Below are 16,429 nucleotides of genomic sequence, written 5' to 3'. Positions count from 1 at the left end.
TTGACTTAAAGAAAATTTTTAAAGGCAAGATCCATTAAACTGTGGTTTTACCGATGCTGCCGGACCCAGTAAGTACCCAGGGGAAACAAAATGACCAAAGCAAATGATGCTGAAGCGACTCGCGCACAAGCTCCTTCACGCATGCCACCACCACTACCGCCACCACCTATTCCTCCGCAGATGCAGCCAGGGCGACCCTCAGAAGTAAACAGCGCGACTTCCATCAAACAGATGGTGAAAGATGCGTATGCTCAAAAAGCCTCGGACATCCATATTCGAGTGGGGCAAGTTCCCAGATATCGGATTCGAGGTCAGATGGTAGAGGCTGAGGGTCAGCTCAAGGTCACACCAGAAATTTTTGAGCAAAACCTTGCTGAGATCCTGACTCCTGCTCAGCGAAAGCAGTTTGCAGAAAACAAGGAACTGGATACGGCAATTTTCTACCCAGGTTTCGTGCGCTGTCGGGTGAATTGTTTTGAATCCCTGATGGGCGGAGCAATGGTTCTGCGTTTGATCAGCCTAGAGATCCCTTCGCTTGATAGTTTAGGCTTACCGCAAGTCCTCAAGGATATTGTAAGCAAACCGCAAGGATTGATTTTGGTGACAGGTCCCACGGGATCGGGAAAATCAACTACCTTAGCGGCGATGATTCGTCATCTGAATGAGACGACGAATAAGCACATTGTCACGATTGAAGACCCGATTGAATTTGTCCACCCTTCCCAAAAGTGCTTGGTTAGTCAACGGGAAGTGGGTTTGCATACCAATGAGTTTCACGCGGCACTGCGATCAGTTCTGCGGGAAGATCCCGACGTGATTCTGATTGGGGAAATGCGCGATCGCATTACCGTTAATACTGCTCTACAAGCTGCCCAAACAGGTCACTTAGTCTTAGGCACTCTGCACACTCGCAACGCCATCAACGCGGTTAACCGCTTGTTGAACTTGTACAACGCAGATGAACAGCCAGCGATGCGAATTCAAATTACCGATTCTTTGGTGGCTGTCATTGCACAACTGCTGCTGCCAACCACGGATAGTCGTCGCACGGCAGTCCACGACATCTTGATCAATACCCCAGCGATGCAAGATTACTTGCTCAAGGGTGACGATGAGGAAGCTTATCGATTGATGCTAGATGACACGTTCGATGGAATGCAGGTGATGAATCAGGCGCTTTATGACCAAATGCTAGAGGGTCGGATTACGCTAGAGGCGGCATTGAGTGCTTCCCCAGATCCGAACGATCTAGATCGCCGTATCCGTACAGGGGGAATTGACGCTTCTAGTTCGACTCGTACCTGGATGTAAGCTGGGTTTTACAGGAAAGTGGGAGCGATCGCATTTCGGATGTCATCTATAGCAGTTTGCAGTTAAGTGGAATCTATTGCATTTCTAACGTTGGTTAGGGGCATGGCATTGCCCCATTCCTACTTTCCTACTGATGTATGGCAGTGTATGGCATCGGAACGATAAAGGCGATAAGGAATGCGCGATCGCTCTAAAAAAAAGCCCGCGATGGCGGGCTTTTTTCGTGTAGCTCCCAGGCTTCAACCTGGGGCTATTGTTGTCGAATCATTTACCGCTTCGCCAACTTCTTCGTCACCTTCCGCAGACGAATTGATTTGGGAGTAACTTCCACCAATTCATCTGAACCGATGTATTCCAAGGCACGCTCCAAGCTCATATCGATTGGCGCTTGCAACTGCACTAATTCATCACCGCCAGAAGCACGGTGGTTCGTCAGCTGCTTCGCCTTGCAGACATTAAGTTCCAAATCTTGAGAGCGGTTGTGTTCCCCGACAATCATGCCTTTGTAAACTTTGGTGCCCGGAGTGATAAAGAATGCACCCCGATCCTCAGCATTCTTCATCGCGTAGAAGGTAGCAACGCCTTCTTCAAATGAAATTAAGACACCGTTGCGGCGAGTTTCCATATCGCTGGTGATGGGGCGATAGTCTAGGAAGCTGTGGTTCATAATCCCTTCGCCACGGGTGAGGCGCATGAATTCACCCCGGAAGCCGATTAAACCACGGGCGGGAATCACAAATTCTAGTTGAGTGCGACCCGTGGCACTCATCTGCATATCTTGCATTTCGCCCTTGCGCTGCCCCAAACGTTCGATACAGCCACCACTCGCTTCTTGCGGGACATCCAGCACCAAACATTCGTAAGGTTCGCAGGGTTGACCGCTGACTTCGCGGAAAATCACTTGCGGCTGGGAAACTTGAAATTCATAGCCTTCCCGACGCATGGTTTCAATCAAGATGCCGAGGTGAAGTTCGCCTCGACCGGAAACGAGTAATTTATCGGGAGAGTCGGTATCTTCAATCCGCAGGGCGACGTTCGTTTCAAGTTCGCGGAACAGGCGATCGCGTACTTGCCGCGATGTCACCATCGTCCCTTCCTGTCCGGCAAAGGGCGAATCGTTCACCGAGAAGGTCATTTGCAAGGTAGGCTCATCTACCTTAATCAGCGGCAAAGCTTGCGGTTCGTTCGGACAAGTAATTGTCTCGCCAATATTTGCATCGGCAAAACCAGCCACCGCCACAATATTTCCCGCGGAGGCTTCTTCCAAATCAATTCGCTTTAAGCCTTCAAAACCCATCAACTTGGAGATTTTACCTTTCACAATGGCGCTGGTTTCCGTCACCAAAGCCACTTGTTGCCCCATCCGGATTGTGCCGTTATGGATTTTTCCAATCACAATCCGACCCAGATATTCAGAATAATCCAGGGTTGTCACTTGCAGTTGTAGAGGCTTATTCGGATCGCCTACAGGTGGCGCGACGTGGTGCAGAATTGCCTCAAACATGGGCTGCATATCCATGTTGTCGGATTCCAGGTCATTTTTGGCATAACCATTGATACCGGAGGCAAACAGATAAGGGAAATCGCACTGATCGTCATCGGCACCCAATTCCAAAAACAGATCCAAGACTTTATCAATTGAGCCGTGGGGATCGGCTTGAGGACGGTCGATTTTATTAACGACAACGATGGGGCGCAGTCCCTTTTCTAAAGCTTTTTTCAGCACAAATCGCGTTTGGGGCATGGGGCCTTCATTGGCATCTACAATCAAGATGCAGCCATCAACCATGCCTAACACCCGCTCGACTTCACCACCAAAATCGGCGTGTCCGGGGGTATCAATAATATTGATCAGGGTTTCTTTATATCTGACGGCGGTATTTTTCGCCAGAATTGTGATGCCTCGCTCCCGCTCTAGGGCATTGGAATCCATGACGCAATCAGGAACGTCTTCGCCTTCGCGGAAGATGCCAGATTGCCGGAGGAGGGCATCAACGAGGGTTGTTTTGCCGTGATCGACGTGGGCAATGATTGCGACGTTACGAATAGGGAGCGTCATAGAAGCGTGCCAGAGAGGGTGTTGAGATTGAAATAGATGTCTCTTGGCTTATTAACAGAATTTGGGATTTAACATAAATCCTGTAAAGAAGCCTTAACAATTCTAGCCTAATCGCCCGAAACATGGCGCTAGTTTTATGCATCCCCCATCCTTCATTTTTGTTTTGCCTTTCCGGTGCCAGTGCGCGTGAGGCACTGGCATCACAGACACTATTTGACGCAATGATTGCGGTAGTCGTGTGAAACGAATCACTGCCAAGAAATGCGATCGCCCTTAGCCTAACTGAAGACGAGAATTGGCGAGGAAAATCTTATCACCAAGCACAACATGAGGGACACTTCATGCCAGATTTCCTGAGAACCCTTTTGGCTTCAGCAGGGTTTATTCCCCACGGACACTGCTATCTATGGAAGCCAGATTTAGTTTGGCTTCATGTTTCGTCAGATGCTTTGATTGCGCTGGCATATTATTCGATTTCATTCATGCTGGTCTATTTCGTCTACAAAAGACGAGATGTGCCTTTTAACTGGATTTTTCTGCTGTTTGGCAGCTTTATCATCGCCTGCGGCACCACTCATCTAATGGAAATCTGGACGCTGTGGCATCCTACTTACTGGCTAGCCGGATGGATCAAAGCTTTTACTGCAATTGTCTCCCTCGGTACGGCGGTGCTGCTGTCAGAATTGATCCCTAAAGCGCTGGTTCTCCCTAGTCCAGCAGAATTAGAAGCGGTAAACCTGGCGCTGAGAAACGAAATACTAGAGCGTCAGCAAGTGGAGGAAGCGCTACGCGAAAGTGAAAGACGGTTCCGCGCCATTTTTAACCAAACATTTCAATTCATTGGATTACTAAAACCGGATGGCACTGTCTTAGAGATTAATCAAACAGCGCTAGAGTTCGTTGGAATTAAGGCGGCGGATATAGTCGGTCGTCCATTTTGGGATGAAGTTTGGAACCTACCCACCGAATTCCTGAATCAGTGGAAAGCAGCGATTACCGAAGCAGCAAACGGTAACTTTGTTCGTTTTGAAGGGAATCTGCCCACTCCTCAAGGCACAATGTTTGTTGATGCCTCGCTCAAACCTGTGAAAGACGAGACAGGACAAGTGGTGCTATTAATTCCAGAAGGTCGGGAAATTACCGAGCGCAAACGGGCAGAAGAAGCATTACAGCGAGCTTACGAGCAACTAGAAATTCGGGTTCGGGAACGAACGGCAGAATTAACAACCATAAACGCATCGTTAGAAGCTGAAATTGCTGAGCGTAAACAGGCGCAAGCAGCACTACACCAACGAGAACAAGAACTCAAAGCACTAATCGAAAATACTCCAGATATCATTGCCCGGTTCGATCGACATTTACGTCATATCTATGTCAACTCAGCAGTGGAACTGGCAACAGGAGTACCGTCTGAGGTATTTATCGGCAAAACGAATCGCGAATTAGGAATGTCTGAGGATCTCGTCTCCCAATGGGAAAGCATTTTCCGCCAAGTTTTTGAAACGGGTCAAGAGAATGTTGTTGAATTTCAGTTTCCGACACCGAATGGTCTGAAATATTATCAATCTCGCCTGGTTGCAGAATTTACCGAAGACGGTTTAATCAATTCTGTACTGGGTATCTCCCGGGACATTACTGGACTGAAGCAGGTGGAAGAAGCCTTGCGGAACAGCGAGCAACGATTCCGTGCCACTTTCAATCAAGCTGCTGTCGGTATTGCAGAGGTAGAAAGGAATGGACAATGGCGACTGGTGAACCAAAAGCTTTGCGATATTACTGGTTACACTCGTGAGGAACTTTTAGAACGAACTTTCCAAGATATTACTCACCCTGATGACCTCAATACTGACCTCGAAAATGTTGGTCGAATGTTAGCTGGTGAGATTTCAACATACTCAATGGAAAAGCGCTACATCCGCAAAGACACCTCCCCAGTCTGGATTAATCTGACTGGATCGGTTGTGCGTAATTGTGCAGGTGAACTCAGGTACTTTATTTCCATTATTGAAGACATTAGCGATCGCAAACGATTCCAGCAGGAAATTACACAACTCAATCAAGACTTGGAACGCCGGGTGGTCGAACGGACTGCACAACTCGAAGCCGCCAATCGGGAACTGGAAGCTTTTTCTTATTCGGTGTCCCACGATTTACGTGCGCCACTGCGGAGTGTTGATGGGTTTAGTCAGGCGCTTTTGGAGCGCTACGCTGACACGCTGGATGAGAAAGGCAAACACTACCTGCATCGGATTCGTGCAGGCAGCCAGCGAATGGGAGAACTCATTGATGACCTGCTGGAGCTTTCGCGGGTGACACGCACCGAGATGCGTACCACGGAAGTTGATTTAAGCGCGATCGCTTCTGAGATTGTCATTGAACTAAGACAGTCGCAACCGGAACGACCCGTTGAAGTTGCGATCGCTCCAGGCATTGTTGCACAAGGGGATGCGCGGCTTCTACGAATAATTCTGGAAAATCTACTTCATAACGCCTGGAAATTTACGTCAAATCGCTCATATGCTTGTATTGAATTTGGCATCACACTAAAGATAGATTCTCAACCTGCTTATTTTGTACGTGACAATGGCGCTGGCTTTGACATGGCTTATGCCAACAAATTGTTTGGAGCCTTTCAGCGCCTACACTCAATGACTGAGTTCCCCGGAACTGGCATTGGACTGGCAACTGTCCAGCGAATCGTTCACCGCCACGGTGGTCGAGTATGGGCCGAAAGCGCAGTAGAACAAGGTGCAACTTTTTATTTCACGCTCTAAGGCGGGCAGAATTTAAACTTAGCTTCTAAACGGAAAATAAATTGAATAACCGACACATCCTATTGGTGGAAGATAATCCTGACGATGAAGAGCTTACCTTACTTGCTTTGGATCAAAGCGGTATTCCATACAATGTTGTAGTAGCCCGCGATGGAGTAGAGGCACTCGATTATCTGTTTGGTACAGGTAGGTACACTGACAGGGACATTAACAGACTACCCGCAGTCGTTCTACTAGATATAAAAATGCCCAGAATTGATGGTTTAGAAGTGTTGCAACGACTGCGTGCCAACGATCTGACAAAACTCTTGCCAGTCGTCATTCTCACGACATCAACAGAGGAGCAAGACCGACTCAACGGCTATAGCTTCGGTTGTAACAGTTACATTCGCAAACCTGTAGATTATGTACAATTTATGACAGCAGTAAAGCAGTTGGGAATGTATTGGCTGCTTTTCAATGAAGCCCCGCCGTTACTAGGAATATGATGAATCAACCGCTGCGAGTTCTCATCGTTGAAGATTTAGAAGATGATGCTGAATTACTGCTCAACGAACTAGAGCACGGTGGTTACGAGCCGATTTACGAGCGGGTAGATACAGCTGCTGCCATGAATACAGCACTAGATAAACAACATTGGGATATTGTCATATCAGACTACTCAATGCCCACTTTTAGCGCTCCTGCTGCTTTAACTTTGTTGAAAGACAAAGGGCTAGATTTACCATTCATTATTGTTTCCGGCAACATTGGAGAGGATGTCGCAGTCGCTGCGATGAAAGCTGGAGCGTCTGACTACTTGATGAAAGGCAAGCTGGCGCGATTAATTCCCGCAGTTGAACGCGAGTTGCGCGAAGCCGTTGAGCGGCGCAAACGGCGCGAAGCAGAACAAGCTTTACGGGAAAATGATGAACGCTTCCGCTTACTGATCGAAAATGCCTTAGACATCATCGCTGTTCTAGATACTGATGGCACTATTTATTACACAAGTCCATCCGTTGAGAAAGTTTTAGGTTACGAACCGGAAGAGCTAGTTAGCAAAAACCTCTATGATTTTATTCATCCTGAAAATGTAGTAAGGGTTATTCAGACTCTCAATCAAGCAGTTGAAAACCCAAATATTACCCTATCTATAGAATTTAAAGTTCTTCATCAAAATGGCTTTTGGCAGATATTGGAAGCCATTTGCAAAAATTTTATCCCTCATTCAGGAATTCCTAGAATTGTTGTAAACTGCCGGGACATTACGGAACGGAACCGAGCAGAAGAAGTTCGCATTGCTTTGGAAAAAGAAAAAGAACTAAACGAAGGGAAATTTTACTTTGTTTCAATGATGGCTCATGAGTTTCGCAATCCCCTCAACACAATCCTCATGTCTGCCGAACTCCTTGAACACTACAACTACAAAGCGACTGAAGAACAAAAAGCTTTATATTTCAATCGCATTCGTTCAGCTGCTAAACAGATGACGCAGTTGTTAGAAGATGTTTTAACAATTAGTCGAGCAGAAGTTGGAGAATTAGAGATTAACATAGAGCCTTTTGAATTAAAACAATTTTGCCACGATTTGATGGAGGAAATTCAGTTTACGACTGAGAAGGAACACACGCTCATCTTTGTCAGTAAATGTAAATGTGCCCAGGTGTGCATGGATCAAAAACTTCTATGGCATATTCTGACAAATTTGGTCTCGAATGCAATTAAGTATTCACCGCAAGGCGGCACTGTCCAGCTTGAACTTTCTTGTCATGATGGACAGGCAACAATTCAAATTAAAGATGAAGGAATTGGCATTCCTCCAACCGACCAAGAACAACTATTTGAAGTGTTTCACCGAGCCAAAAATGTTGGCAAGATTCCCGGTACAGGGCTGGGATTATCAATTGTTAAAAAATTCGTGGACTTGCACGGCGGTCAGATTTCTGTCAGTAGTGAAGTTGGGGTAGGCACTACTTTTACTGTGCTGTTGCCATTGAACAGTCAGATGTCTACCGAGGAGTTAGACGATGCGACTGCGTATTTTGCCAATTAAACTGTCATTTAGAGCAGTTCTCAACTACCGAGCTTCACGGTAGAGTATCACAGCCATGAAGATTGCTTTTTGCTTAGGCTAAAGCGCGATCGCTTGTATTTGTACTTTAACCATAGTACACTTGTACTAAGTTAAATTGAATACTTCTTCAGACCGCGCCAAAATCGATGCAAGCGCAAGGGAGTCAGAAATAATGGCTTGGAATCCTGGGCAGAAGTTACAAAACGGCAAGTACACGATTGAAAAAGTGCTTGGACAAGGTGGTTTTGGGATCGCGCATTTAGTTAAAAACAAAAAAGGCAATTTGCTTGTCATCAAAACCCTCAACCACGTTCTGCAACGCCAACACGACTTCGGCAAATTTCAGCAGGATTTTCTGAATGAAGCGGTGCGGTTAGCCAAATTTAATCATCCTCATATCGTCAAAATTGATGAAGTTATTCAAGAGGATGGGCTGTGGTGCATTGTGATGGAATATATTGCCGGAGAAAGTCTAGCCCATCGAGTTTGGCAGAAAGGGGCAATGTGCGAGGCGGAAGCATTGCGCTACATTCAGCAGATAGGTGACGCCCTGACGCTAGTTCACAACAATGGTTTACTACATCGGGATGTCAAGCCACTCAACATCATGCTGCGTTGTAAAAATGCCGATGTTGTCACTTCTGACATAGAGGGTGTCTTTGAAGCGGTTCTCGTTGACTTTGGCATTGCCCGCGAGTTTACCCCAGATATCACCCAAACACAGACAGAATTTTGCTCCAGCGGCTTTGCCCCGATTGAGCAGTATGACTGGCGCTCCAAACGCAGTGCTTACACGGATGTTTATTCTTTAGCTGCAACGCTTTATACCTTATTAACGGCTCAAGTACCTACACCTTCACCAATGAGAGCGTATGGGATGGAACTCACACCACCCAAACGCATTAATTCTCTCCTCGGCGATCGCGTAAATTACGCTATCGTCAAAGGTATGGCCTTAAAACCAGAAGATCGCCCTCAGTCAGTGCAGGAATGGCTAGCATTGTTGGGAATCTTACCTCCCCTAAATGCTAACCCCAGTCCTCTTGTCCAATTGCAGGAGCGATTGCGTGAAGCACAAGAAAATAAATTAAATGGTAGTAATGAGTGGCGGGAGCGATTCCGAAAAGCGCAAGAAGACAGATTAAAAGATAATCATAATTGGCGCGATCGCTTGCGAAAAGCTTGTCAAAAGTGACAGAGAAAAGATGGCTCCGATAGCCGAATCTTGAAGTTGTCAGTTCGGGATGCGATCGCATCCTGAAACTCATTGCACTCAAATAAAACCTAGTTTCCCTCGTTTTTGGGCGCTGACGCCCGGAAAAACGAGAATCTGGATGCGCTGCATCCTTAAGACCGTGGGGAACTTAGAGCGATCGCTTTGGCGTCAGATCCAGGTAAGACTGAGAAGCGAAGACTGCTAGTTTTTGTCCTTTTACCATGTTCTGGGATGAAAGGGCAGCTTTTTATGAGTAAATACCTAATGCAAAAAAAATTCTAAGGACATGGTGAAACCGCCTCACCGAATGATGTTGATGGGTGCCTATATTTTTGCTGGTTTACTGTTTACTAAACCAGCACAGGGATTAGTTTTTCCTCAGCACTTGCCAAAACCGCTGGTAGTATCAGCAAGCATTTTTCTGAGCGCTCAGCCTTATACACCTTCACGGGTTTTAGAAAAAATACCACCGGAATTGAGTCCAGAGCCAACCCTGGACGATTTTAATGCCAATATTTGTCAGGATATTCCGATGGGCGTTGGCGTTCCAGGATTTCAACCAGGAGTACATAATAGCGTTGTCCAACGAATACTCGGCAGTCCCGGCGTAACCACTAGAGGTTACTGGCCGAATACTCGTGCCATATCCTATCAATTAATCCCAGATCAGGTGAGCCTGGGTTTTTTATTTGATAAAAATTCTGGACTCATACGCCAAACTGAAGCATCTTTTGCCCAATGGGTGAATAGCGAGATCGTCCTAGTGACGTTGAATAGTATGTTGGGTTGCAAGCTCAACGACGCCATCAAGCAGGGTTTACAACAGGTGCAGCAGCGTCAGTCTCCCAAATTCTTTTTTTCTCTAGAGTCCCTGCGGGGAGTGATTGAGCGGGATAAGGGCGATCGCGTTTATATTGGCATTTGGGAGGCAGGCTTACACTAAAGATCGGTAAGTAGTTGGGAATTAGTAATGGGTCATTTGTCATTCGTCAGCAGCCACATACCAACGACTAAAAACGATCGATTGTTACCCATTACCCAAAATTAAAATGATTCTCTCACAACGCTTTACAGATGCCCTGACCTTTGCCACCGCCTTGCACGCGAACCAAATTCGCAAAGGTTCAGGTGTTCCCTATATTTCCCATTTACTCGGCGTCACCAGTATTGCCTTAGAGCATGGGGCGAATGAAGATGAAGCGATCGCTGCCCTACTCCATGATGCCATCGAAGACCAAGGCGGTGCCGCGACACGAGAAGAAATTCGCCGTCGGTTTGGAGATACCGTTACGGAAATTGTCAACGGTTGTACCGATGCTGACACAACACCCAAACCCCCTTGGCAGGAACGCAAAGAAGCTTATATTGCCCATATCCCGACTGCTTCAACCTCGGTGCGTCTTGTCTCAGCAGCCGATAAACTCCACAATGCCCGCTCGATTTTGACTGATTATCACATTGTAGGCGAGGCAATTTGGGAACGCTTCCAAGCAGGCAAACAAGGAACCCTTTGGTATTATCGCTCTTTGGTTGGCGCATTTCGCAAAGCCGGTTCATCACCACTCATTGATGAATTAGAACGGGTCGTGTCAGAAATAGAACATCAGGTAGACAAAGCGACTTAAGCTGCTTGATTGACAAATCTCTTGAAACCCTGCCAATTTTTAGGGTGGTCTCATGCGGGAGCGGTATCATTACCTTTACAAGAGGCTAGATGCTTTTGCCGTGGTTGTTTGGGTTGCCATCTGATTCTTAAGTAGAGACCCCCTAATTCCTGTACTAACCTCTTGACTACAGGAAAATACAGCGAAGGCAGTTCCGAAAACTAGCCTATTTTCCCTTTATTTGACAAATAAAAAGTACAAAAATTATCTATTTTTATCGATAAAAAGTAAGAATATTAAGATAGAACTTTTGGTTTTAGGAACCGAAAATTCTGTAGACAACTTGCTAGATGTGATTCTACGTCAAATGATGCCATCGCATGAATGTAGATGAAGTTCTGGAAGCCGTAGAAAGAGTTCTGCTTTTTCGGCAACTCAGTCCTGTTGAGCGATTAATCCTGCGTCGCTCTTGGTTAGGAGACGATTATCGTGAAATGGCACGGGATTCTGCTTACAGTCTCCCCTACCTCAAAGAAGTTGGCTCCCACTTGTGGCAGGCTCTCTCAGCAGCACTCAACCAGAGAGTGACGAAAAAAAATTTGCATTTACTCGTTAACCTGCACCAGCAAAACCGGACAGGTGAACAGCAAAATAGAGCGCAAGAGGTGCAAACAGACACAGGAGTAGAAGATAATTTTATAGCGTCAGAAACAGAAACCGAGCAAAAATTTCCTGGGGGTCCTGTACCGCTAGATTCTCCTCTCTATATCAATCGTCCCCCGATTGAAGAACTCGCCTGCACTGAGATTACCCAACCTGGATGTCTGCTCCGCATCAAAGCACCCAAGCAGATGGGGAAAAGTTCGCTACTTATCCGGATTCTAGCTCGCGCTACAGATGTTGGTTACAAAACGGTCTCTTTAGATTTTCAGGAAGCCGACGAAGCAGTTTTTGCCTCCCTCGATAAATTCCTACGCTGGTTCTGTGCCAATGTCAGCAGACAGTTGAATTTGAATCCCCTAATAGATGAGTTTTGGGATGAGGATATGGGCAGTAAAGTTAGCTGCAAAATCTATTTTGAGGGTTATCTTTTCAAGCAAGTTAATAGCCCTCTGGTGTTGGCTTTGAATGAAGTAAATCGGGTTTTTGAACATCCCAAAATCGCCTTAGATTTTCTCCCGATGCTGCGATTTTGGCACGAACAAGCACGGACAGTAGAAGTTTGGCAAAAGCTCAGACTTTTGGTTGTTCATAGTACGGAAATTTATATTCCGCTAAAGCTGAATCAGTCCCCATTCAATGTTGGCATATCCATTAGGTTGCCACAGTTTTCAAGCGAACAAGTGCAGGATTTTGCACAGCGCTATGGACTTGATTGGAGCGATAAAATAGAGACACAAAATGGCACTTCCTGCCGCAATAATTACACATCTCTACTAATGGCAATGGTGGGCGGACATCCCTATTTGGTAAGCGTAGCGCTTTATCACCTGCGTCGAGGAGCGATGACATTAGAGGAGTTATTGCAAGTGGCTCCTACACCCGCTGGGATTTATAGCGACCATCTACGGAGTCATTTGGTGATGCTCCAAGATGAACCACAATTAGCATCGGCTTTGCAACAAGTTGTTACTGCTGATGAGAGCGTACAATTAGAAGCGATCGCAGCCTATAAGTTAGAAAGCATGGGATTGATCCAAATGGATGGAAATCGGGCAAGTCCCAGCTGCCAGCTATATCGTCTCTATTTTCGCTCGCAGCTAGGAGAGAAAAAAGAATGCCAATGCCACTCCAAGAATACTGAGCGATGAAATACCAAGTCGGTGGCAGTCTAACCAGCGAAGCTCCCAGCTATGTACAACGAATTGCAGACTCCCAACTCTATGAAGCATTAAAACAGGGTGAGTTTTGCTACGTTCTCAACTCCCGACAAATGGGCAAATCCTCTCTGCTGGTGAGAACTCGCCATCGCTTGCAACAAGAAGGGTTTAAATGCACTGCTGTGGATATGACTAATATCGGCAGTGAAAATATTACGCCGACTCAGTGGTACAAGGGAATTGTTGCCGATCTGTGGTCGGGTTTTAACTTGTTAGAAAAACTTAATTTGAAAGCTTGGTGGCGAGAGCAAGAAGATATCTCCCTACTCCAAAGGTTGAGCCGATTTCTTGCCGATTTGTTATTGGTTCAATTTCCGAATGAAAGACTATTTATCTTTATAGATGAAGTTGATAGCATTTTAAGTTTGGATTTTCCGGTCGATGACTTCTTTGCCTGGATTCGGTTCTGCTACAACCAACGAGCCATCAATCCAGAATACAGACGGATTACTTTTGCAATTTTTGGTGTAGCAACCCCAAGCGATCTCATTGTTGATAGAAACCGAACCCCCTTTAATATTGGGAAAGCGATAGAACTAACTGGCATTCGACTGCACGAAGCTCAGCCATTAGTGAAAGGATTAGAGGTAAAAGAAGGAAACTCACAAACCGTTTTAAAAGAAATATTAGCCTGGAGTGGAGGGCAACCCTTTCTCACTCAAAAGTTGTGTAACTTGGTAGGGAATCTTGTTGACACGCGATTGAGCGAGTCTGAGACGATGAACAGCGTTCTGACCATTCCACCAGGAAATGAGGCGTTTTGGGTAGAAAACTTGGTGAAGACACGCATCATTCATAAATGGGAAAGCCAAGATGAACCAGAGCATTTAAAGACAATACGCGATCGCATCCTTCGCAACGAGGAACGCACTGGCAGATTTTTGGGAATTTACCAGCAAATCCTACAAGGTGTGGAAGTACCAACCGATGACAGCCGAGAGCAAATAGAACTGTTGTTATCAGGCTTAGTGGTAAAAGCTCAGGGTTATTTAAAGATAAAAAATCGAATCTATGAAGAAGTATTTAATCTCGAATGGGTAGACAAGCAATTAAAGGAACTGCGCCCTTACTCTCAACTTTTTGATGCTTGGATTGTTTCAAAGCAAAAGGATGCATCGCGGCTGTTGCGCGGACAAGCGCTGAAAGACGCTCAAATATGGGCACAAGGTAAAAGCTTGAGCGATTTGGACTATCAATTTTTAGCCGCTTCTGGCGAATTGGATAGGTTGGAAATGCAGCAAACTCTAGAAGCAGAACGGCTGAAAGAAGTAGAAGCGCGACTGGCGGAGGAACAAAAAAGATTAGCACTAGAGAAAAAAAGTTCTAGGCGACAAAGGTTTTTGCTTTTTGTCGTAAGTATTGTATTAATTTTAGCTTGTGCATTGGGGCTAGCGGTTTATGTTCAGTATCGGCAAACGGCTGTAAGCGAGATCAAAGCGATCGCTAAATCTTCCGAAGCACTATTCGCCTCAAATCAAAAGTTAGATGCACTCGTACAAGCGATCGCAGCACAGCGACGATTAGACAAGTTGAATGTTGCAGATGCAGATATTCAGCACTCAGTGAAGGAGGCTCTCCATCAGGCTGTTTATGGAGCGGTTGACTATAACCACTTATCCGGGCATGACAATGTGGTTAATGATGTAACGTTCAGCCCTGATGGCGAACTCATTGCCTCAGCTTCTGCGGACAAAAGCATCGATCTTTGGAAAAAAGACGGTACAAAACTGGGAACGCTTCAAGGTCACAACAATACGGTTTGGAGTGTCGTATTTAGCCCCAGAGGGGATCTAATTGCTACTGGTTCTGGGGATAACACCATTAAACTTTGGCGCAAAAACAGGACAAATTCACCAGACGGAAAGCCGATTTATACCTTGTGGCAGACCTTAAAAGGACATACCAAAGACGTTGCAGAAGTCGCGATCGCTCCTAACGGTCAGACCATTGCTTCCGCTTCTAAAGATAAAACAGTTAAACTCTGGAGTGCAGACGGCAAACTGCTGAGAACTCTCACTGGACATACAGATGAAGTTGCCAGCGTTGCCTTTAGCCCTGACAGTCAGATCGTTGCATCTGCTTCTCACGATAAAACCATCAAACTCTGGAGTGCAGACGGTAAACTGCTGAGAACCCTTACCGGACATACGGATAGAGTTAGGGACGTTACCTTTAGCCCTCACGGAAATCTGATTGCCTCGGCGAGTTGGGATAAAACAGTCAAACTTTGGCACCTTGATGGAACTTTAGTCCAAACCCTAACTGGACACAGCGATGCAGTAGGCAAAATCGCTTTTAACCCTCAAGGTCGTTTAATCGCCTCGGCAAGTCTTGATAGAACAGTTAAACTTTGGAACCTTGACGGGACTCTCGTAAAAACCCTGCCAGCCGCCAAGGATGTCGTTTCTGGAGTGGCGTGGAGTCCTGACGGACAAATCCTCGCCTCAGCCAGTTGGGATGGCCCGATCGCGCTCTGGAAGCTTGATGACAGTTTTAGCCAGACTCTTAACGGACATCAAGCATCAATTTACACCATAAAATTTAGCCCGGATGGTCAGACAATTGCCACCGCCAGTCGCGATCAGACCGTTAAACTTTGGCGGCTTGATGGTAGCTTAATTCGCACTTTCCCCAAACAAGCCGATAAAGTTTTTGGAGTCGATTTCAGCCCAAAGGTCGCCACCCTTGCTACAGGCGGTTATGACAGCACTGTTCGGTTGTGGCGACCCGATGGAACCTTACTCCACACTTTTACTGGACATCAAGGCAGAGTCTTCGCCGTTGATTTCCATCCAGATGGACAGTCACTCGCCTCGGCGGGTGAGGACAGAACCGTCAAAGTCTGGAGGATTGACGGCACTGAATTGGCAACTCTTCAAGGACATACCGATCACATTAACGGAGTGGCATTTAGCCCTGACGGAGAACTCATTGCTTCAGCTAGCGTGGACGGTACCGTCAGACTTTGGCAGTGGGATAATGCCACATCTGGAACACCCAGCTACAGGCTTCTACACACGTTAAAAAGCCATCGCCGTCAGGTGGCTGGAGTGGCATTTAGCCCTGATGGCAAGACCCTAGCTTCAGCAGGTATGGATAGCATGGTGAGACTTTGGCGGCGCGACGGTACAGAAATCAGAGCCTTGAAGGGACACAAAAATGGGGTGTTCGGGGTAGCATTTAGCCCTGATGGCAAGACGATCGCCTCAGCAAGTTTCGATGGCACAGTCAAACTTTGGAACTACGACGGTAAGGAGCTTGAAACCTTAAAGGGACATAGCGATGGGGTGTTCGGAGTTACCTTTAGCCCTGATGGGAAGTTAATCGCCTCAGCAAGTCAGGATAGAACCGCAATTTTGTGGAATTTAGAGCGAATTTTCCAGCTCGATTTCCTCCAGTATGGATGCGATTGGGTGCGGGATTATTTGCAGACGAATGCAGATGTGGAGGAAAGCGATCGCCATCTTTGCGATGGAATTCAATCCTGATTTACATTAGATATTCACCATAAACTAATCCGTTCTACCTGCAA

Annotated in this window: 10 protein-coding genes; 9 read left to right on the top strand and 1 reads right to left on the bottom strand. The window is 46.3% G+C overall.

All coding sequences use genetic code 11. From position 1 onward, the window contains the following. Window positions 1-90 precede the first annotated feature (90 nt). A complete protein-coding gene (locus NC997_RS18505) occupies window positions 91-1,311 on the top strand; it encodes a type IV pilus twitching motility protein PilT (RefSeq protein WP_190525892.1) in 1,221 nt (406 codons plus the stop codon). 268 nt (window positions 1,312-1,579) lie between these two features. On the opposite strand, the gene typA is transcribed toward NC997_RS18505, so the two are convergent. Beyond that, window positions 1,580-3,370, bottom strand: coding sequence for a translational GTPase TypA (typA, locus tag NC997_RS18500; protein WP_190413055.1), 1,791 nt, complete (start codon window positions 3,368-3,370; stop codon window positions 1,580-1,582). A gap of 341 nt (window positions 3,371-3,711) precedes the next feature. On the opposite strand from typA, the gene NC997_RS18495 reads away from it, so the two are divergent. The 8 genes from NC997_RS18495 to NC997_RS18460 all read left to right on the top strand — a co-directional run bounded on the left by NC997_RS18495 (window position 3,712) and on the right by NC997_RS18460 (window position 16,385). Beyond that, the gene (locus NC997_RS18495) at window positions 3,712-6,144 is read left to right on the top strand and encodes a PAS domain S-box protein (RefSeq protein WP_190525888.1); all 2,433 of its coding nucleotides are present in this window, start codon (window positions 3,712-3,714) and stop codon (window positions 6,142-6,144) included. 41 nt (window positions 6,145-6,185) lie between these two features. Further along, entirely contained in the window at window positions 6,186-6,632 is a 447-nt protein-coding gene (locus tag NC997_RS18490; RefSeq protein WP_190413057.1) for a response regulator, read from the top strand. Then, the gene (locus tag NC997_RS18485; RefSeq protein ID WP_190525886.1) at window positions 6,629-8,176 is read left to right on the top strand and encodes an ATP-binding protein; all 1,548 of its coding nucleotides are present in this window, start codon (window positions 6,629-6,631) and stop codon (window positions 8,174-8,176) included. Before NC997_RS18490 ends, NC997_RS18485 begins: the two co-directional genes overlap by 4 nt. A 193-nt stretch (window positions 8,177-8,369) precedes the next feature. Then, window positions 8,370-9,392: a serine/threonine-protein kinase gene (locus tag NC997_RS18480; protein ID WP_190525884.1), complete on the top strand. Its 1,023-nt coding sequence runs from the start codon at window positions 8,370-8,372 to the stop codon at window positions 9,390-9,392. A 307-nt stretch (window positions 9,393-9,699) separates the two neighbouring features. Then, entirely contained in the window at window positions 9,700-10,356 is a 657-nt protein-coding gene (locus NC997_RS18475) for a hypothetical protein (protein ID WP_242031304.1), read from the top strand. A gap of 109 nt (window positions 10,357-10,465) precedes the next feature. Further along, window positions 10,466-11,038 carry an HD domain-containing protein gene (locus tag NC997_RS18470; RefSeq protein ID WP_190525932.1) on the top strand — a complete coding sequence of 191 codons (573 nt, stop codon included), beginning with the start codon at window positions 10,466-10,468 and terminating at the stop codon, window positions 11,036-11,038. A gap of 359 nt (window positions 11,039-11,397) precedes the next feature. Further along, window positions 11,398-12,828, top strand: coding sequence for an AAA-like domain-containing protein (locus NC997_RS18465; RefSeq protein ID WP_190525882.1), 1,431 nt, complete (start codon window positions 11,398-11,400; stop codon window positions 12,826-12,828). Beyond that, window positions 12,825-16,385: an AAA-like domain-containing protein gene (locus NC997_RS18460; RefSeq protein ID WP_190525880.1), complete on the top strand. Its 3,561-nt coding sequence runs from the start codon at window positions 12,825-12,827 to the stop codon at window positions 16,383-16,385. The genes NC997_RS18465 and NC997_RS18460 overlap by 4 nt, the downstream gene beginning before the upstream one ends. Window positions 16,386-16,429 lie beyond the last annotated feature (44 nt).

It is taken from the genome of Trichocoleus sp. DQ-A2, assembly GCF_039961915.1.
GTDB lineage: Bacteria > Cyanobacteriota > Cyanobacteriia > Cyanobacteriales > FACHB-T130 > FACHB-T130.
This window is presented reverse-complemented; position numbering and strand designations above follow the sequence as displayed.